The sequence below is a fragment of the Actinophytocola algeriensis genome (genome assembly GCF_014203735.1).
GTDB classification, from domain to species: domain Bacteria; phylum Actinomycetota; class Actinomycetes; order Mycobacteriales; family Pseudonocardiaceae; genus Actinophytocola; species Actinophytocola algeriensis.
Window position 1 is genome coordinate 48348 of the sequence record NZ_JACHJQ010000002.1, and the last position, 19380, is coordinate 67727.

Sequence of the window (19380 nt, forward strand, 5' to 3'; positions counted from 1 at the left end):
CGGTGGTGTCGTGCGAACACCCCTCATGCACCGAAACTCGGCGGTGAGCCCTACAGGTCGTGCAGACCGACCAAGCCGTCCTGGATCGCCCGCGCCAGCAGGGCCGCCTTCGTCGGTGCGGGGCGGCCCGCGTTGGCGTACTTCACCCGTACCCGGTCCAGGTAGGTGCCGACGGTCCTCGGCGTGATGTTCATCCGGTCAGCGACGAGCTGCTTGGACTCGCACTGGAACCACTGCGTGAGCACCTCGCGCTCCCGGTCCGACAGCCGGGGATGCGCCGGTCCGCGGTCCCCGGCGATGGCCCCTGCGAGGGTGGGCGGGAGGTACGGGCGGTTCTCCGCGGCGGCGATCGTCGCGGCCACCAGGTGCTCGTGGCCTTCCGACTTGGTGAGGAACGCGCTGACCCCGAGGTCGAGGCACGTCAACGCGACCTCCTCGCTGTCCTGCATCGTGTACACGATGACCTTGCGGCCCGCGTCGACGAGCCTGCGCACCGCGCGCTGGTAGGGCGCCCGCTCGTCGCCGACGTTCAGGTCGAGGACGACGACGTCGGCCTCGTCACCGGGCGAGGTCCACGCCACGTCGACCGTCGTGCCCGCGGCGACCACCCGGATCGGCTGGTCGGCCTCCCCGTACCAGACCCGCACACCGGAGAGGATCGCCGGGTGGTCGTCCACCACTGTCACCGTGATCGCCATGCCGTCTCCAACCACACCTGTCCGTCGGTCACGAACTCGACGAGGGACACCCCGCCCATGCCTGGCTGGGTGATGGGCAGTTCCGGTGCCGCGCACCGGGCGCTCACCCGTACCTGGTCCGGCCCGTGCAGCACCGTGACCCGGGCGGGTGACCGCGTCGTCACTAGTGCCTCCGAGATCGGCGCGAGCAGCTCGCGCCGCACGTCCTCCGGCAGCTCCCCCGGTGTGCCGCTCACGGACAGCTGCACCGACGCGCCGTGCCGCTCGGCGACGTCGATGATCGCACCCAGCTCGTGCACCAGCGGGTCGGCCACGCCGTCGCCTTCGATGAGCAGCCTGCGCATCCTGGCCGCCTCGACGGCACACCGGCGGCGCACGGCCTCCGCCCCGGGGTCGAGCACGCCGTCGGCGAGACCCGCGAGCAGCGGGATGGTGGTGGTGCTCAGGTCGGCGTAGCGCCGCTCGTGGTTGCGTGCCTCGGCAGCCGCCTCCTCCTCGCGGACGCGCAGCTCCTCCGCCGCGCGCGAGGTCCGGAACGCGTCGTCGGCGATCCGTCGCAGCAGCCGCGCGGACAGCGCCACCCCCAGCTGGAAACCCGCCACGGACACGAAGGTGACGCCCATGTCCGCCACGTAGACCGCCGTCGCCCCGTTCGCCGCCATCGAGACGCCGAGCGTGGCGACGTGCGCGAGGAGGAACGCGACCACCCAGCCGATGGCGAGGTCGTACAGCAGCACGAGCCCGTACCAGCCGATCAGGCCGATCGACCAGTGGTTCGGCACGGGCATCGGGTGCGGCGGCAGGAGCCCGGACATCACGAGCGAGCAGCAGAGCAGCACCGCGACGCCCGCCCACCGCAGTGGCCCGGGGATCCGACCACGCACGAACAGGGCGACCGCGCACACCCCGCCGAGCACCGCGAGGACGCCGTACACGATCAGCTCGGTGCGCGAACCCGCTTCCGGCACAACGAGTACGTGCCCGTTGAGTCCGACCTGGACGGTGAGCGCGACGGCGAGCAGCACGACGGTCGTCATCGCCACCAGCCGCCGCTCGATGACGGAGGCCGGCCTGCCGGGTGCGAGGTCAGTCACGCGACCACGTCCACTCGACCGTCGTACCGCGACCCGGTGCGGACCGCACCTCGGCGGCACCGCCCGCGGCGGTCATCCTGGCGCGGATCGACTCCGCCAGCCCTCGGCGGTGCGCGGGCACCGCACCCGGGTCGAACCCCCGGCCGCGGTCGGACAGCCGGACCACCACCCGCCCGTCGCGGTCGTGGCCGGTGAGCGCCGGGCTGGGGTCGCCGGCGTGCCGGTGGACGTTGCTCAACGCCTCCCGCACGCCGTGGTAGATCGCGTACGCCTGCTTCGGCGGGACGGTGAGCGGGCCGTCGACGTCGGCGCGGACGGTGAGCCCCGGGTACGTGGTGAGCGACGTGAGCAGGTCCGCGAGGTCGACCGAAGCACTGTCCTGGCCGGTGACCGGCCTGTGCGCGGTCAGCACCTCGAGGTCGCGGCGGGCGGCGGCCCGCAGCCAGCCGCCGTCGCCGGTCGTGCAGGTGGACACCATGAGCAGGGTGGTGCTCGCGGTGTCGTGCAGCATCGCGAGGTAGGCGCGGTCGGCGGTGCGCTGTGCCCGCGCCGCCGCGGCGGCGATCCGGCGCTGCTCGGCCCGCCGGACCAGCCGGTCGCACAGCCGCGCCGCGTGCCGCACCAGCAGCAGCCCCGCCCAGGACAGCATGGCCTGCACCAGCAACGACCAGACGGACACCGCGGAAACGGAGCCGGCGGCGAGGAAGTACCCCGCGCTGTGGGCGCCGATCGCGACCGCCGCGAGCACGTGCCCGGCCACCGGACGTTCCGGCCAGTCGACGTAGCAGGTCACCGACATGATCGAGACCGTGGCGTACAGCCAGCCGCCGACCGGCTGCTCGCCGAAGAAGACCTGGCTGAGCCCGACCACGACGGAGAGCACCGCGTGCGCGGTCATGAACGCCACCGGGGCGACGGCGTGCCACCGGCTCTGCGCGCACGCCAGGCCGGTCGCCGCGACGAGGATCGTGATCGCCAGGGGCAGTTCGGCCGGGGGATGCCCGGTCAACCCGAACACGCCGCACAGACCGATCACCGCGGCACGCAGCAGTGGCGCGCAGCGCGCGACCGCGTCCAGGAGGTGCCGTTCACACGGCCCGGCCTGACGACCGTGACCGTCGGCGACCGACCGCACAGGTCGCTCAGTCACGGAACCGGGCACCCGCAGAAAGTACCAAAGGCAGGTCGGGTGGAAACCGCTGATCAACGCGGCGGCCACCGTCCAGTGCGGACACGAGACGGTGGTCACATGGAGTGACGCCCGGCTGCGGTGCCCGAACGGGACGGGTGCCCGACAGGCAACTGTTTTCCACGAACGGTCGATAGGCCGCGGTGCGCACATCTGCTTACCGTGCGTACATGACACACAGGTCCTGGCTGGGGGCCGTCGTGGTGGCGGTCTGCCTGGCGTTCAGCATCACCGTGCCCGTGTCCGCGGCACCGGCGGCGCCCTGGTACCTCATCGGCGGACAGCTCATCCACAGCGGCAGCGCCCGGTGCACGCTCGGGTTCAACGTCCACGCGGGCGCCACGCGGTATGTCCTGACCGCGGGCCACTGCGTCAGCGCAGGTGGGAGCTGGTACGGCGTCGGCGGCTACATCGGCCCGGCCGCCGGTTCGTCGTTCCCCGGCAACGACTTCGGCCTCATCCACGTCGCGTCGGCCGACGCGCTGTCCACCCCGCTGGTGGACCGCTACGCCGCGGGTGCCGACGTCACGATCACCGGCACGACCACGCCGCCGGTCGGTTCGTCGGTCTGCTACTCGAGCCCGGCCAGCGGCTGGCGGTGCGGTTCGGTCACGGCGCACAACCAGACGGTGTGCTACCCGCAGGGCTGCGTGTCCGGGCTGATCCGCATCGCCGTGTGCCTCGATCCGGGCGCGTCGGGCGCGCCGGTGGTCACCAATCCCGGCGCGGGCACCACGGTCCGCGCGGTCGGCCTGGTCGCGGGTGGGTCCGGCAACTGCACGTCCGGCGGCACGACGTGGGTCCAGCCGATCGCGGAACCGTTGGCGGCCTACGGCCTGACGCTGTACACCGGCTGACGCGGGTCACGCCCCGGACCGGCGTGATCACCGATCCGCGGGAGGCCACCGGCAGCTAGTGTGCCGGGACATGCCGACCTTCGAAGCCAGCGACGGGATCACGTTGTCCTACACGAGCTGGGGCGACGGGCGCCTCGTCGTGCTGCACCACGGGTTCATCGCGAACAGCAGGACCAACTGGGTGCTGCCCGGCATCGTCGACGCGCTCGTCGCCGCGGGCAGGCGGGTGGTGGCGATCGACGCGCGCGGGCACGGCGAGTCGGAGAAGCCGCACGACCCGGCGCACTACGGCGAGGCGCGGATGGCCGACGACGTCATCGCGCTGGCCGACCTGCTCGCCGAACCCGCGGGCTACGACCTGGTGGGCTACTCGATGGGGGCGATCGTCTCGCTGATCGTCGCGACCAGGGACAGCCGGGTCCGCGGCGTGGTCGCCGCGGGCGTCGGGTCGGCCGTCGTCGAACTGGGCGGGGTCGACACGCGCGTGATCGGCAGGGCGGCCATGGCCGAGGCGCTGCTGGCCGACGACCCGGCGACGATGTCCCCGGCCGCGGCGGGCTTCCGCGCGTTCGCCGACGCGGTCGGCGGGGACCGGGTCGCGCTCGCCGCACAGGCCACCGCACTGCACGCCGCCCCGATCCCGCTGCGGGCCATCACGGTCCCGGTACTGGTCCTCGCGGGCCGCGACGACCACCTGGCCACCCGCCCGGAGGTCCTCGCCGACGCGATCCCGGGCGCGGTCCTGCGCGTCGTACCCGGCGACCACCTCGGCGCGGTCCGCGAGCCGGACTTCCTGGCCGCACTGACCGGTTTCCTCGCCGAACGGGCCGGTACGACGACGAGCCACCGGGATTGAATCGTCAGGGTTGGCGTGTGGCGCCGGGTGTTTCCCTCCGGGGGCTCCTGCCGGAGGCGGGGAGGCCCCTCCGGCAGGACAAACCCGTCGACGAAGAACGTCCGGCAGGACGCCCGTCCGACTCAGGGCACTGGACCCACACTCGCACGATCACCGACTCCTCCATCGACTCCCCTCCCGGGACGCGGTGCGCCCGCAACCCGGGAGATGCGATCACCGCGTCCCCGCTGGAAATGTGGGGCCGCTGGACCTGGCCGTTTCGGTCGGGACCGAGTCGTCGGAGGTGGTCGCCTTGTCCACACGTGAGCGCGGACAGGACCCGGTCCATGACGTCGTGGGGATCGGGTTCGGGCCCGCCAACCTCGCACTGGCGATCGCGGTGGAGGAGCACAACGCCGCGGCCCGGTCCTCGGACCGGGTCGACGCGGTCTTCCTGGAGCGCCAGCCGGAGTTCCGGTGGCACCGCGGGATGCTGATCGACGGCACGGTCATGCAGGTGTCGTTCCTCAAGGACCTCGCCACCATGCGCAACCCCGCGAGCGCCTTCGGGTTCGTGTCCTACCTGCACCACAGGGGCAGGCTGGTCGACTTCATCAACCACAAGACCCTGTTCCCCACCCGGGTCGAGTTCCACGACTACCTGACGTGGGCGGCCGAGAAGATGCGGCACGCCGTGCGGTACGGCCAGGAGGTCGTCGCCGTGCGGTCGGCCGGGAACCACCTCGAGGTCGACACCCGGGACGGGACCGTCCGCGCCCGCAACGTGGTGTTCGGCGTCGGGCTCAGCCCCGTGCTGCCCGCCGGCGTCGAGCGGTCCGGGCGGGTCTGGCACAGCAGCGAGCTGCTGCACCGCGCGCCGGACCTCGCGGACCCCCGGCGGCTGGTCGTGGTCGGCGCGGGTCAGAGCGCCGCGGAGTGCACCGACTACCTGCACAGCACCTTCCCGGACGCGGAGGTGTGCTCGGTGTTCACCCGCTACGGCTACAGCCCCGCCGACGACAGCCCGTTCGCCAACCGGATCTTCGACCCCGGCGCCGTCGGCGAGTTCTTCCACGCGGAGGACGACGTCAAGGCCCGGCTCATGGACTACCACCGCAACACCAACTACGCGGTGGTCGACCTGGAGCTGATCGAGGAGCTGTACCGCAAGGAGTACCAGGAGAAGGTGACCGGCAGGCCGCGACTGCGGATGCTGGGCGCCACCGCGGTCACCGGCGTCGCGGAGACCGCGGGACACGTGGCGGTCCGGGTGCGGTCGCTGCTGGACGGGACGCCGAGGGTGCTGACCGCGGACGCGGTCGTGTTCGCGACCGGCTACGAGCCCGCCGACATCCGCCCGCTGCTCGGCGACCTGGACCGGCACTGCGTGCGCGACGAGCGGGGACTGCCGGTGGTGGCGCGGGACTACCGCATGCGCACCGACGCCGCCGTCCACTGTGGACTGTACCTCCAGGGCGGGACCGAGCACTCGCACGGGATCACGTCCTCGCTGCTGTCCAACGTGGCCGTCCGGGGCGGGGAGATCCTGTCCTCGGTGCTGCACCGGCGCGCCGCCGTCCCGACCCTGCTCGCCGCGTAGGAGGCCGTCGTGACCGATCTCGCCGTGCGGGCCGCGCCCTCGATGGGCACCCGCGACCTGATCGTGCTCTACCTGACCAGCCTCATCGGCGCGGGCATCCTCGTGATCCCCGGCATCACCGCGCAGCTCGCCGGGCCGGCGTCGCTGCTGGCGTGGGGCGTGCTCGCGGTCGGCTCGTTCGCCATGGCCCACATGTTCGCCGCCATGGCGACACTGCGGCCGGGCACCGGCGGCCTGTGCACGCTGATCGGCACCGCGCTCGGCCGCCGCTTCGGGGACACCGCGCTGCTGACGCTGGTGGCGGTGTACGTCATCGGCAACCCGATCATGGGGGTCACGTCGGGCCGCTACCTGGTGCACCTGCTCGGTGTCGGTGAGGGCTGGGTACTGCCCTTCGGCGCGGGTTTCATGCTGCTGTCGGTGGCGTTCAACCTGCTGGGCGTCAAGGCCGGGGTCCGCATCCAGCGGATCGCGTTCTACGCGCTGCTCGCCTGCCTGGCCGCCGCGATCGCCTACGCGGTGCCGTCGATGTCGGCGCAGCGGCTGGCACCGGTCGCGCCGCACGGCTGGAGCGCGCTGGGCGGTGCCGCGGTGGTGGCGTTCTTCGCGTTCCTCGGCTGGGAGAACGTGCTGATGGTGGCGGGCGACGTGCGCAAGCCGCGCAAGGCGTTCCGCACGGCCATCGCCGTGGCCGTGCCCGTGGTCGGCCTGGTCTACCTGGTCACCACAGCGGCCTACCTGACGGTGCCGGCCATCGAGGAGACGATCGTGCTGCCCGCGCTGCTGGGTGAGGACTTCGGCCGGGTGTCGATGATCCTGGCCGACCTGCTGGCGCTGGCCGTGCTGATCGTCGCGACCAACGCCTGGGTGTTCGGCGCGTCCCGGGTGCTGGCGTCGGCCTCCCGCCGCGGCCTGCTCCCGAAATCCCTCGCCACCGCCCGGGAAGGCAGCGGCGCACCCGTCCGCGCGTTGCTCACCCTCGGCGTCGGGTACACGGCCGTCGTCGCGGTGATGGCGGCGTTCGGTCTCGACGAGACCCCGATGCTGTTGTTCACCAGCGCCACGTTCCTGGTGCTGTACGTGCCGGTGGCGGTGGCCGCGTTGCGCGACCGCCCGACCCGCGCGCTGCGGGTCAGCTCGATCGCGACGCTCGTGCTCGTGGCCAGCTTCCTGCCGAGCACCACCTCGGCACTGCCGGCGGTCGTGGTGCTCGTGGTCCTCATGTGGCTGGTCGCCGTGCGCCGGTCGGCCGCGGTGGACGAAGCCGTGCCCCACCAGGCGATCGGAGACAAATCATGATCCAGAAGTTCCTGGTCGACGAGACCGCGGCCGAACCCGAGTTCGGCATGGCCTGCCAGCGCCTGATCCCCTGGGCCGGGCAGGGCGCGGAGCCGCCGATGGGCGTGATGGCGTGCTTCCTCGACGCGGGCGCGAAGTCCGACCCGGACCTGCACGCGCAGGACGAGGTGATGCTGGTCCTCTCCGGCACCGGCGTGGTCGACCTCGCCGGGGAGACCACCGACATCGGCCCGCGTGAGCTGGTCGTGCTCCCCGGCAACCACGAGCACGTGGTGCACAACCCGGGCGACACCCCGCTGGTGTGGGTGTCGCTGTACTGGCCTCTGCACGAATCACAGCACGAACCACAGCACGAACCGGAGGAGTCATGAGCCGGACGTGGATCACCGCGACCCCGCCGACACCCAACGGCGACCTGCACGTCGGGCACATGGCGGGCCCCTACATCGCCGGTGACGTGCTGCGCCGGTTCCTCGCCGCCGACGGCGTCGAGGTCCGGTACACGACCGGTCTCGACGACCACCAGACCTACGTGCCGGTGCGCGGCGCCAAGGACGGCGGCCGCAAGGGCACCGAGGTCGCCGACCACTATGGACAGTCCATCGTGGATACCTGGGCCGCGGCCGGGGTGGACTTCGACCGGGTGGTGCACCCGCGCCGGGACACCGGCTACACCGCGTACGTGCAGGACTTCTTCTCCCGCCTGCACGACGGCGGTCACCTGGTGGCCCGCACCCTGCCGCTCCCCTACTGCACCGGCTGCGAGCTGTGGCTGTACGAGGCGTACGTCTCCGGCGGCTGCCCGCACTGCGGCGCGGGTTCCGGCGGCAACGCGTGCGAGCCGTGCGGGCGGCCCAACACGTGCGGCGACCTCACCGACCCGCACTGCGTGCTGTGCGGCGAACCGGCCGAGCTCCGGGACTGCGAACGGCTCTTCCTGCCGCTCGAACCGTTCGCGGACCTGCTCATCTGGTTCTGGGACAACGTCACCATGCCGCCGCACCTGCGGGTGCTGTGCGAGCGCATGCTCGACGAGGGCCTGCCGGAGATCGCGGTCAGCCACCCCGGCGAGTGGGGCGTGCCGGTGCCGGTGCGGGGTTTCACCGACCAGCGGATCTACGTGTGGCTCGAGATGGCGCCCGGCTACCTGCTGGAGCACGACGCCGACGGCGCCACCCCCGACAGCGGTCCGGTGCAGTTCTTCGGGTTCGACAACGGCTACTTCCACGCCGTGCTGTTCCCGGCCGTGTTCGCCGCGTACGACCCGGCGATCCCGCTGCCGGCCGCGTTCGTGGTCAACGAGTTCTACCGGCTCGACGGACAGAAGTTCTCCACCAGCAGGCGTCACGCCATCTGGGCGCACGAGGCGCTCGCCGAGACCGGCGCGGACCTGTTGCGCTACCACGTGCTCGCCGACCGTCCCAACGGCAGGCAGACCAGCTTCAGCCTGGCCGACCTCGACGCGAGCCGTGCCGCGCTGGGCCGCTGGAACGCGTGGCTCTCGCGGTTGTCCGGCGAGGTGGCGGCCGAGTGCGGCGGGGTCGTGCCCATCGAGATCCCGTCCGGCCCCGGCTGGGACCTGCTGCACGGCAGGCTCGCCCGGATCGCGGACGAGCTGCGTGAGGCCTACGGCGTCGCCGGGTTCGACACCCGCCGGGCGGTGGCGTTGCTCGACGAGGTGGCGGCGCTCGGCGACGACTTCGGCCACGTGCACGGCCACGAACAGGACCGGCCGGACGGGGCACCCGCGTACCGCGCGGCGCTCGTCGCGCAGCTCGCCGTCGCGTCGGCGCTCGCGGCCTGGGCGGCGCCGGTGGTGCCCGACGGCAGCGCTCGGCTCGCCGCGCTGCTCGGGGTGCCTGCCGGCAGGCCCGTGTCGGCGGCCTCGGCGGTCGCCCCGGCGGCGGGCACCCCGCTCGCCCCCGTCACCGGACCGGTGTTCTGCGCATGAGTCCTTCCGGTGGCGCCATCGGGTTGCGGTCCGACATCCGGATCGCCGTGGTGGGGCCGTTCAGCGGGCCGCGGTCGGCGTGGGGCGACCTGTTGCTCCACGCCATCCGGCGCTACCGGCTCCCCGGCTTCGTGTGGGAGCCGGTCGACGACGTCGGCGACGCCGACGTCGCGCGCCGGGTGGCGGCCAGGATCGCGGCCGACGGCGGCTACCGGGCCGTCATCGGGCACTTCAACAGCCTCGGCGTGGCGGCGGCGCTGCCGATCTACCGCGCGGCCGGGATCCCGTTGCTGCTCCCGCTGTCCACCGGCACGGGCCTGCTGTCCGACGGCCGGGGCGGCGCGCTGCGCTGGTGCGCCGAGGACCGCGGCCAGCTGCTCGCCCTGACCGCGGAAGCGCACCGGATGGGCGCGCCGCGGCTGTGGGTCACCGACGACGGCAGCGCGAACGGGAGCCACCTGTCGGCAGAACTGCTGGGCCTGACCGGAGGAGCGGTGCCGGTCAGCACGACCACCGACCCGGCGGACTGCGCGGGGCCGGTGGTCGTGTGCGGCACGCACCACGGCGCTGCCAAGACCGGGCTCTCGTTGCGTGCCGCGGGTTACGCGGGCAGGCTGCTGTTCCCGGACGACTGCGGGGTACCCGAGTTCGCCGAGTTGCTCGGCGACGACCCGGACGCGCACGTCGTGCGGCTGACCGGCGGTGCCGTGGCATGTGTCGAGGAGGCGTTCGCCGCGCTCACCGGCGCGCTGATCGCCGACCCCCACCGGGCGGGCCCTGGCCTGCTGGACCTCGTGTGCGTCCACTCCGGCGTCCCCCTCACCGAAACCGGCGAGCCCGCACCCGGTGCGCGGGGCTGGGAGCTGGTCGGCGTCGACGCCCTGCGCGGCGCGCACGAGCTGGCCGGTGCCCCGGCGAACGGGACACCGGAGCTCGACACCCTCGTCGTCGGCACCGGCATCGTCGGCTGCGCCACCGCGGCGGCCCTGGCCGAACCGGGGCGCCGGGTCGCGCTCATCGGGCTCGGCCCGGACGCGTCGTCGGCCACCCGCAACTCCGGTGGGCTCATCCGCGCCTACGAACCCGACGAGGCGGTGCGCGAGCTGACGATCCGCAGCTTCCGCCTGTTGTGGCAGCGACCGGAGAGCGGGCCGTTCGGGTTCCGCCGCACGGGTTCGCTGGTGCTGCTGGGTCCCGGCGACCTCGCCGAGGCGGAACGCGGGGTGGCGCACCTGCGGGACGGCGGGGTCGCGGCGCACCTGATCGACGCGGCGGAGATCAGGCGGCGCTGGCCGGACTTCGCGGTGGACGACGTCGCGGCCGCGGTGTGGGAGCCGGGCGGCGGCTACACGACCACCATCGCCACGGCCAACGCGTTCCGCGCCGACGCGGTGCGCCGCGGTGTGCTCGCCTGGTACGGCCGCGTCCACGGCGTGCGGCCCGGCCCGGCAGGCGTGGTCGCCGAGACCGGGTGGGGCGCGGTGGACGCCAGGACGGTCGTCGTGGCCACCGGGTCGAGCATCCCCGACCTCCGCGACCGCGCCGGCGCGGCGATCGGGCCGCAGGCCAGGGTCAAGCGCATCCGGTACGGCTGGTTCGACCGGGGCGGGCGGGTCCTGCCGACCGTCTCCGACCTGGTCACCGGGATGTGGGGCCGCCCGAACCTCGACGGTGACTCGTTCCTCACCGGCCGCCCGGTCGACGAGTGGGACGTACCCGCCAGCGGCGGCGACGCGCTCACCACCGAGCAGGTGGACTACATCCGCTCCGGTGCCGCCACCCGCTGGCCCTGGCTCGCGTCGGCGGACTACCTCGGCGGCCGGTTCGGCGCCGACCTGTACGGCGACGGCGGCCCGCTGCACGGCGCGGTGTGCGCCGACCTGCCGGTCGTCGCGGCCGGGGTATTCTCCGGCGGCGGCGTGAAGGCCGCGCCCGCGACCGCGGCACGGGTCGCGGCCACGATCCGGGGGATGTTGACGTGACCGCTCTTCCCGACCTCGCGTCGACCGGGCGCACCCGGCTGGGCCGCATGCGCAAGCGCGGCACACCGGACCGCGCGGTGCTGGACGAGATCCTGGCGGCGGGGTTCCTCTGCCACCTCGGCGTGGTCCTCGACGGCCACCCGATGGTGGTGCCGACGATCTACGGCGCCACCGGGGACACCATCTACTTCCACGGTTCGGTCGCGAGCCCCAGCCTGCGGGACTCGCCCGGCACCGAGGTCTGCGTGACCGTGTCCCACCTCGACGGGATCGTCCTCGCGCGGTCGGTGTTCGAGCACGGCATCAACTACCGCAGTGCCATGGTCTTCGGCGTGCCCCGGGTGGTCACCGACCCGGACGAGAAGCTCGACGGGCTGCGGTGCCTGAGCGAGCAGGTCGCGAAAGGACAGTGGGGCTACGCGCGGCTGCCGTCCCGCAAGGAGCTGGCGGCGACCACCCTGCTCGCCATGTCGCTCGCGGAGGCGTCGGTGAAGGTCCGCGTCGGCCCACCCGACGACGGCGACTCCCCCGACGCGGAAGAGGGCCGCTGGGCCGGGGTCGTGCCGGTCCGCTCCGTGCGCGGCGAACCGGTCCCCGACCCCGCCCTGCCCGACCCGGGAATGCCGGTGCCGGAACACATCCGGTCCATGGTCACGAAGGACTAGTCCGCTCGCGGGCCGGGGTGGATCCGCGCGGCCTCCTGGTCGCCAGGGCACCGAGCCAGATCAGCAGCACCACGACGGCGAGCACCAGGTACTCGATCAGCGGGATGCGGACGACCTCGTCGATCCGGTCGAGGCCGCGCCACGAGTAGACGACCGCCACCGCGGCGGCGAACACACCGAACAGCGCCCACCGCGTCCTGGCGCTCAGGCCGAGGCCGTGCATCTGCGTCACCACGAAGACGGTGAGGAAGCCGAACAGGAACATCGGCCACGCCCCGCCCGGGCCCGAGTTCATGACCGCGACGAGCGTGCCGTGCACGGCGACGAGCAGCTCGAGGCTGACGGTCCACCAGCGGTTCGTGTGGGCGGTGGTGAACATCAGACTGCTCTGCAGGAGCAGCAGGAACACGTAGAAGAAGCCGATGAGGTGGCCGCTGGTGGCTTCCATCGGGTGGTACCAGAACGTGTAGATGACCGCCCAGCTGAACAGGTAGCCGTGGTAGCGGCGGGCGATGTCGCCGACCGTGGCGGGGATCGGTGCCCGGTGGCCCGCGAACAGCCCGCGCCTGCGGTTCTCCATCAGCAGGACGACGACGAGCAGGAGCACCACCGAACCCTGCGAGCTGAAGATCGACACGTCCTGGGCGAGGCCGTCGTAGAACACGTGCGTCTGCAGCGCGTGCAGCGCGATGAAGCCGGCGTTCGCGGCCAGCGCCAGGACGTTCACGTGCTTGAGGCCGCGCGTGTACCGGCGGACGCGGGTCTGCGCGTAGTGGATGAGGCCCCACGACACGACCTGGTGCGCGGCGTAGCCGAGCCAGGCCGACAGCCGCGTCCACACGGTCGGCTCGGGGAGCTGCCAGTAGTACCAGGCCGCGCCCTGGTCCGGCAGGAGCACGACGTGCAGCCGCTGTCCGAGCAGCCACACGGCCCCGGTCAGCAGCATCACCGCGACCACGCCCAGCACCAGCGCACGCTCGCTGCGAACCGACAATTTGCTCAGCATGCTGAGCATTATGACAAACCGTCAGTAAGCTGAACAAAACGGCGGAAGGGGACGGTCATGGGCCGGTACCGGTTGCACGTCAACGGAAGACAGCGGGTGGTGGACGTCCCCGGGGACACACCGTTGCTGTGGGCGCTGCGGGACGAGCTCGGGCTGACCGGCACGAAGTACGGCTGCGGTGTCGGCGCCTGCGGCGCGTGCGTGTCGCTGGTCGACGGCGCGGCGGAGCGGCCGTGCGTGCGCACGGTCGAGGAGTCCGAGCGCACGCGGATCACGACGATCGAAGGGCTGTCGCCGCGCGGTGACCACGCCGTGCAGCGGGCCTGGGTGGAGCTGGACGTCGCGCAGTGCGGCTACTGCCAGCCGGGGCAGATCATGTCGGCGGTCGCCCTCCTCGCCGAGCACCCCGACCCGGACGACGCGCAGATCGAGGAGGCGTTGCGGGACAACGTGTGCCGGTGCGGCACCTACCCGCGGATCCGGGCCGCGGTGCGGCGCGCCGCCGAGCTGGCACGGGGTGAGCGGTGATCACGCGACGGGCGTTCCTCGGCACCGCGGGCGTGCTGGTCGTGTCGGTGTCCGTGCCCGGTACCTCGGGCGCCACCTCGGCGGCGGGCGCACTGGCGCCGACGGTGTTCGTGCGCGTCGACCGGCGGGGCCGGGTCGTCGCCACCGTCCCCAAACCCGACGCCGGTCAGGGCGTGCGCACGATGGCCGCCGTGCTGGTGGCCGAGGAGCTGGCCGTCGAGGTCGCCGACGTGGCGCTGGAACAGGCGCCCGGCGACACCGCGACGTACGGGTCGCAGGCCGTGGCGAACTCGTCGTCCTCGCGGCAGCTCGCGGAGCCGCTGCGCACCGCGGCGGCGACGGCGCGGTGCCTGCTGGTCGCCGCGGCGGCGGCGCGCTGGGGAGTGCCGCCCGAGGAGTGCGTGGCGCGTGCCGGACGCGTCGAACACCCGCGCCGCAAGGCGTTGCCGTACCGCGTGCTCGTGTCCGAGGCCGCCGCGCTGGACCCGGCGACCGTGCCGGTCACGCTGACGCCACCGGAGCGCTGGCGGCTCATCGGGCGCACGCGGGCGGGCCGGGCCGACGCACGCGACATCGTCACCGGCCGCGCCAGGTACGGCATCGACGCCCCGCCGTCCGGCAGCCTCGTGGCGGTGGTGGCCCGGCCGCCGTGGCTCGGCGCGCTCGTCTCGTCCGCGGCCGACGCCGCCGCGCTGGCCGTGCCCGGGGTGGTCGCGGTGGTGCGCCTCGACCCGCCCGCCGCGGGCCAGGGCGGGGTCGCGGTCATCGCGTCGTCGACGGCGGCGGCACTGCGTGGCCGGGACGCGCTGCGGGTCGGCTGGACGGGTGGCACCCCGGCCGCGGACAGCCGGGAGTGGCTCGCCGGGCTGGAGTCCGCGCTGCCCGCCGCGCCTGCCGCGGACGTCCGGCGCGTGTATCGGCTGCCACTGCTGGCGCACGCGCCGATGGAGCCGATGAACGCGACCGCGCACGTCACCGCGACCGGTGCCGAGGTGTGGGCGCCCACACAGGACCCCGGCCGGGTGCGCACGCAGGTGGCCCGGCAGCTGGGCCTGCCGGAGAGCGCGGTGCGGGTGACGGCGACCCTCGCAGGCGGGGCGTTCGGCCGTCGCATCGAGACCGATCCCGTGCTGGAGGCCGTGGCGTGCGCGCGGGCGGCGGGCAGGCCGGTGACCGTGCGGTGGACCCGCGACGACGACACCCGCCACGACTCGTACCGGCCGATGTCGGTGCACCGGCTCAGCGCGACGCTCGACGCGGACGGGCTCCCGGTGGGCCGGTCCCACCAGGTGGCGACGTGGCCGTTGACCGTCAACCCCGCCTTCGACAACCCGGCGATCGTGCGCCTGTCCGGCAACCACTTCCCGTACGCGGTGCCCGGCGACGTGTCGGTCACGCTGCGGCCCGCTCCCCTGCGGACCGGGTTCTGGCGCGCGGTGTACGCCGGGCAGTTCGGGTACGCGGAGGAGTGCTTCCTCGGCGAGGTGGCCCGGCGCGGCGGGCACGACCAGGTGGACGTGCGGCGGCGGCTGCTCCCCGAGGACTCGCGCCTGCGGCGGGTGCTCGACGTGGCGGCCGAACGGGCGGGCCGTGCGGGTTCCTCGTCCCGCGGGGTGGCGTGCCACCTCGACTACGGGTCGGCGATCGCGGTGATCGCCGACGCGGACCCCGGCACGCGCCGGGTGGTCCGGGTGCACGCGGCGGTCGACGTGGGGGTGGCCGTGCACCCGTCCGGTGTGGTCGCGCAGGTCGAAGGCGGGGTGCTGGACGCGCTGTCCACTGTGCTGGGTGCGCAGATCACCGTCCGCGACGGGGCCGTCGTGCAGTCGTCGTTCCGCGACTACCCGTGGGCCCGCATCGGCGACTGCCCCGACATCGACGTGCGGCTCGTGCCGTCGACGGCGCCGATCGGCGGGCTGGGCGAGCTGGCCTACCCACCCGCGGCGGCGGCCATCGCGTCGGCGCTGGCGGAGGGTGGCGACCCGGTCACCGGCATGCCGTACGGGGCGCCGGTCGGCTGACCGGTACTCCACCTGGGACGATGAGCCCATGTTGGGAGACGAACACGAGGTCGCCCGGAGCGCGGACCAGGTGCGCTCCGATGTGGACTCGTGGCCGACCGGGCGGCTGCTGTCGGTGGCCGCCCGGGTCGTCGAGGGCCGGTTCGACCGGTTCCTCACCGAGCGCGACCTCAGCCACGCGGGGCTCATCGCACTGCACCACCTCGCCGCGGGCCCGCTCGCGCAGCGGCAGCTGGCGCACCTGTGCCGGGTGACCGACCAGACGATGAGCCGCACCATCGAACGCCTGGCCCGCACCGGCCACGTCGAACGCACCCCGGACGACCGCGACCGCAGGCGCACCCTGGTCGCGATCACCCCGGCGGGCACCGGCGCACTGGCCGAGGCCCGCCTGGAGGAACGGAAGTCGGAACAGCTGCTCGGCGCGGTGGAGGACTACGACCACTTCCGCCGCCAGCTGATCAACCTGATCGCGGTGGCCGCCGACCAGGACAGTCCGGACGGAGCACGATGAGCGCGCCCGCCTGACGAAGCGGGGCCCGGCCTGCGCCGGGCCCCGCACCCCGTCACTTGAGCGGTTCGATCCAGATGTTCCTGAACTGCACGGCGTTTCCGTGGTCCTGCAGGCGGATCGCACCCGTGGACGGGCCCTCGGCGATGCTGCCGCCCGTCACGCCCGGGATGGCGAAGTCCCGGTGCACGACCTTCCCGTTCCACACCACCGTCACCCTGGCGTCCTCGACCTTGGCCCCCGCCGCGTCATAGCGGGCGGCGCGGAACCAGATGTCGTAGTTCTGCCACGTTTCCGGCGGCCTGGCCGCGTTCACGTCCGGGGCCTTCTTCGTGTAGATGGCACCCGCTTCGTTGTCGGCCAGGGTGGTGTCGCCGTAGGAGTCGAGGATCTGCAGTTCGTAGCGCTCCTGCAGGTAGACCCCGCTGTTGCCGCGGTCCTGGCCGGTCACGTCCGGCGGCAGCTGCGGCACCTTGAACTCCACGTGCAACCGGAAGTCACCGAACGCCTGCTTCGTGCGCAGGTCGCCGCCATTGACCTGCATCGCACCGTCGCCGACCAGCGGCCAGCTCGCCAGGCGGCCGTCGGTGTGGCGCCACTCGTCGGTGTTCTTCCCGTCGAAGAGCCTGATGCGCTCACCCGGTTCGCGGACCGAGATCAGGTCCAGGTTGACGTGGCCGGTGTCGCCGTCGTCCACCTTGTACTGGACCGTGTTCAGGCCGCGGCGGAGCGACACCGTTTCCGTCTTGGTGGCCCAGTCCTCCCACGTGACGGTCGTGGGCAGGACGGTCTGCCTCACCTTCTTGCCGTTGACGTACAGGCTCACGGACTTGTCGCCGGAGAACGGGTTCGGGCCGTTGGAGTAGCGCAACCCGACCTCGTACTCGTCCTGGTCATCGACCGTGACATGCATCGTCGTGGACGCGCCCAGGTTGCCGAAACGGTCGGTGAAGCCGATGCCGGAGTAGCCGCGGTGGTCGATGTTGACCCCGGCACCACCCTCGCGGTAACCCTCCTCCGCCTCGTAGAACACCTGCTTCTCATGGCGTCCCGGAATCGCGTTGAGCGTGTACCACGCCTCCGTGCTCCACAGCTCCTCACCGCTCACCGCGGCGAACGGGCGCGGCGAGCGCAGGTGCACGACCCGGTCACCCTTGAGGCCCGCCACCTTCACGGTCACGGTCTTCTTGTCGCGTGACACCTGTGCCGACGTGACGGTCAGCGTCTCCTCGTCGACCTTCGGGCCGCCGTACTGCTCGGTCGCCGCGTAGCGCCACTGCCGCACCTGGTAGGCCGCCCCGGCGTCCTCGGCGATCTTCGCGACCGTGTCGGCCGACAGCGGCTGCGTGTAGGTGATCTTGAAGCCGTCCCGGGTGGCGCTCATCGACTTCATGTCGAACGTGTTGGTGCCGTTGGGGGTCAGCTTCTGCAGACCGTAGGACAGCTTGCCCTCCTGGCCCCAGTTGCCGCCCGCGCCGAGCCCGGCGACGTAGAACGCGCCGTCGGGGCCGATCGTGGTCTCGGTCAGGCCGGACTCCAGGCCCTGCGTGTGCCGGAACACCGCACCCTGGTACTCGCCGTTGACATTCTCGAGGTACGCGCGCTGGAGACCGCCGTACGTGACGTCCGCGATCACCAGCTGGCCGGCGAACGGGCCGGACTTCAGCGTCACCGGCGTGCTCGGCGAGTTCGCGATCTCGTTCTGCGGCAACCACAACACCGGCTTGGTGACCGGGTTCGCGTCGAACGGGCCGTCGGGGTTGGTGTAGTGGTTGAAGAAGCGGTTCTGCTTGACGTGCACCAGCTTCGACGCGGGCAGCCAGCCGCCCTGGTTGTCGGTCACGAAGACCTCGTTGTGCGGCCCCCAGCCGATGCCGTGCGGGGTGCGCAGACCACCAGCCACGTAGGTGACCTTCCCGGTCTTCCGGTTCACCACGATGCTGGTACCGCGGTTGTTCGCCGGCTGCGGGTCGGTCGTCGCGCCGCCGTAGTTGATCGCGACCGACAGGTTCAGGTAGAAGTTGCCGTCCTTGTACAGCAGGCCGAACGCGAACTCGTGGAAGTTCTCCCCGAACGGCCAGGTGGCGACGGTCCGCTGCTGGTCGATGACGTCGTCGCCGTTGGTGTCGCGCAGCTCCGTCAGCTCGTGCTTCTGCGAGACGTAGATCATCCCGTCGACGACCTTGAGCCCCATCGGCTCGCGGAGCCCGCTCGCGACCTTCTTGTAGGTGACCTTCGACGGGTCGGTCTGCCCGGTGACGCCGTCGAGGATGTAGACCTCGCCGAGGGTGTTGAGGCTGCCGCCCCACGTGGCGATGACCAGCCTGCCGTCGCGGGTCCAGTCCATCGCGGACACCTGCGGCTCGAACCCCTCGGGGCGCAGGTCGGTCAGCGTGTAGTTCGGGTTCACCGAGTTCAGCGGAAGGCCGTCCCCCGGGGTGTCGTACGAGCCCTCGCACTCCTTGCGCCCTGGCGCGGTCACGCGCACCACGTCGGCGTCGGTGGACAGGACGGAGCCGGGCACGACGGCGAAGTCGGCGGCTCCCGGCGGCTGCCAGGCCAGCCGGAGCACCTGCTCGCCGCCCGCCTCGAAGTACTCGACGCGCAGCGAGTGGTGGCCCGCGGTGAGCGACACCGAGCCGTCCTTGGGTTCCTCGCCGTGGAGGCCGTCGTGGTCGACGACGAGCTGGTCGTCGATGTACAGGCGCGAACCGTCGTCGCTCGTCAGGCGGAACGTGTAGTCGCCGGCCTCGGCGATCTCGATGTTGCCCAGCGCGTGGGTGACGAAGTTGCTCTCGAACCCGAAGTCGGCGCCGGTGGTCCAGTCGATCGTCGGCATCAGCTTGTCGACGTTGGGGGTCTGGCCGGGCTTCAGGGTGCAGATCTCGCTCAACGGCACCTGCACGTCGTACGTGCGCAGCGTGACGCCGGGCTCCTGGGGCGGTAGCTCCGCGGGCTGGGCCGCGGCGGCAGGCGCCGTCAGCGCCGCGAGCGACCCGAGGACGCTGACGCAGAGAAGACCGGCCAGGCCTCTCTTGCGGCGACGCCGCGATGGTAAGAGCATTCTTCCTCCTTGAAGATCCACCCGAGCCGGACCCGGTCGTGTGACCATCGAGGATCTTTCCGTCAAATCTGCAAAAGTGG

16 protein-coding genes are annotated in these 19380 nt (G+C 72.6%); 11 read left to right on the forward strand and 5 right to left on the reverse strand.

Annotated features, from left to right (window positions below):
• Positions 1–50: 50 nt before the first annotated feature.
• The 3 genes from FHR82_RS06505 to FHR82_RS06515 are packed head-to-tail and all read right to left on the reverse strand — an operon-like array spanning position 51 to position 2942.
• On the reverse strand, positions 51–698 hold the full coding sequence (locus FHR82_RS06505; RefSeq protein ID WP_184809394.1) for a DNA-binding response regulator: 648 nt from the start codon (positions 696–698) through the stop codon (positions 51–53).
• Positions 683–1792: a hypothetical protein gene (locus FHR82_RS06510; protein ID WP_184809395.1), complete on the reverse strand. Its 1110-nt coding sequence runs from the start codon at positions 1790–1792 to the stop codon at positions 683–685. Before FHR82_RS06510 ends, FHR82_RS06505 begins: the two co-directional genes overlap by 16 nt.
• On the reverse strand, positions 1785–2942 hold the full coding sequence (locus FHR82_RS06515; protein ID WP_184809396.1) for a sensor histidine kinase: 1158 nt from the start codon (positions 2940–2942) through the stop codon (positions 1785–1787). Before FHR82_RS06515 ends, FHR82_RS06510 begins: the two co-directional genes overlap by 8 nt.
• Before the next feature lie 209 nt (positions 2943–3151).
• Between FHR82_RS06515 and FHR82_RS06520 the strand changes: the two genes are divergently transcribed.
• From FHR82_RS06520 to FHR82_RS06555, 8 genes are all read left to right on the forward strand, one after another.
• Positions 3152–3838: a S1 family peptidase gene (locus FHR82_RS06520; protein ID WP_184809397.1), complete on the forward strand. Its 687-nt coding sequence runs from the start codon at positions 3152–3154 to the stop codon at positions 3836–3838.
• A gap of 70 nt (positions 3839–3908) precedes the next feature.
• Positions 3909–4694, forward strand: coding sequence for an alpha/beta fold hydrolase (locus FHR82_RS06525; RefSeq protein ID WP_184809398.1), 786 nt, complete (start codon positions 3909–3911; stop codon positions 4692–4694).
• 292 nt (positions 4695–4986) lie between these two features.
• Entirely contained in the window at positions 4987–6273 is a 1287-nt protein-coding gene (locus FHR82_RS06530; RefSeq protein ID WP_184809399.1) for a lysine N(6)-hydroxylase/L-ornithine N(5)-oxygenase family protein, read from the forward strand.
• Between the two features lie 9 nt (positions 6274–6282).
• A complete protein-coding gene (locus FHR82_RS06535) occupies positions 6283–7572 on the forward strand; it encodes an APC family permease (protein WP_184809400.1) in 1290 nt (429 codons plus the stop codon).
• Entirely contained in the window at positions 7569–7943 is a 375-nt protein-coding gene (locus tag FHR82_RS06540) for a cupin domain-containing protein (RefSeq protein ID WP_184809401.1), read from the forward strand. The genes FHR82_RS06535 and FHR82_RS06540 overlap by 4 nt, the downstream gene beginning before the upstream one ends.
• The gene (locus tag FHR82_RS06545; RefSeq protein WP_184809402.1) at positions 7940–9523 is read left to right on the forward strand and encodes a methionine--tRNA ligase; all 1584 of its coding nucleotides are present in this window, start codon (positions 7940–7942) and stop codon (positions 9521–9523) included. Before FHR82_RS06540 ends, FHR82_RS06545 begins: the two co-directional genes overlap by 4 nt.
• Entirely contained in the window at positions 9520–11505 is a 1986-nt protein-coding gene (locus tag FHR82_RS06550; protein WP_184809403.1) for an FAD-dependent oxidoreductase, read from the forward strand. The genes FHR82_RS06545 and FHR82_RS06550 overlap by 4 nt, the downstream gene beginning before the upstream one ends.
• Positions 11502–12170 carry a pyridoxamine 5'-phosphate oxidase family protein gene (locus FHR82_RS06555; RefSeq protein WP_311770921.1) on the forward strand — a complete coding sequence of 223 codons (669 nt, stop codon included), beginning with the start codon at positions 11502–11504 and terminating at the stop codon, positions 12168–12170. Before FHR82_RS06550 ends, FHR82_RS06555 begins: the two co-directional genes overlap by 4 nt.
• On the opposite strand, the gene FHR82_RS06560 is transcribed toward FHR82_RS06555, so the two are convergent.
• Complete coding sequence (locus FHR82_RS06560) at positions 12157–13176, reverse strand: hypothetical protein (protein WP_221463531.1); 1020 nt, start codon at positions 13174–13176, stop codon at positions 12157–12159. The genes FHR82_RS06555 and FHR82_RS06560 overlap by 14 nt on opposite strands.
• 57 nt (positions 13177–13233) lie before the next feature.
• Here FHR82_RS06560 and FHR82_RS06565 point away from each other — a divergent pair, with 57 nt between their 5' ends.
• Genes FHR82_RS06565 through FHR82_RS06575 form a run of 3 tightly spaced genes read left to right on the forward strand, consistent with a single transcriptional unit; the run spans position 13234 to position 16239 of the window.
• Positions 13234–13704, forward strand: coding sequence for a (2Fe-2S)-binding protein (locus FHR82_RS06565; protein WP_184809404.1), 471 nt, complete (start codon positions 13234–13236; stop codon positions 13702–13704).
• The gene (locus tag FHR82_RS06570) at positions 13701–15725 is read left to right on the forward strand and encodes a xanthine dehydrogenase family protein molybdopterin-binding subunit (RefSeq protein WP_184809405.1); all 2025 of its coding nucleotides are present in this window, start codon (positions 13701–13703) and stop codon (positions 15723–15725) included. Before FHR82_RS06565 ends, FHR82_RS06570 begins: the two co-directional genes overlap by 4 nt.
• A 28-nt stretch (positions 15726–15753) precedes the next feature.
• A complete protein-coding gene (locus tag FHR82_RS06575) occupies positions 15754–16239 on the forward strand; it encodes a MarR family winged helix-turn-helix transcriptional regulator (protein ID WP_184809406.1) in 486 nt (161 codons plus the stop codon).
• A 52-nt stretch (positions 16240–16291) separates the two neighbouring features.
• Here the strand turns inward: FHR82_RS06575 and FHR82_RS06580 are convergent, their stop codons facing one another.
• The gene (locus tag FHR82_RS06580) at positions 16292–19300 is read right to left on the reverse strand and encodes a 3-keto-alpha-glucoside-1,2-lyase-like domain-containing protein (RefSeq protein WP_184809407.1); all 3009 of its coding nucleotides are present in this window, start codon (positions 19298–19300) and stop codon (positions 16292–16294) included.
• Between the last annotated feature and the right edge of the window lie 80 nt (positions 19301–19380).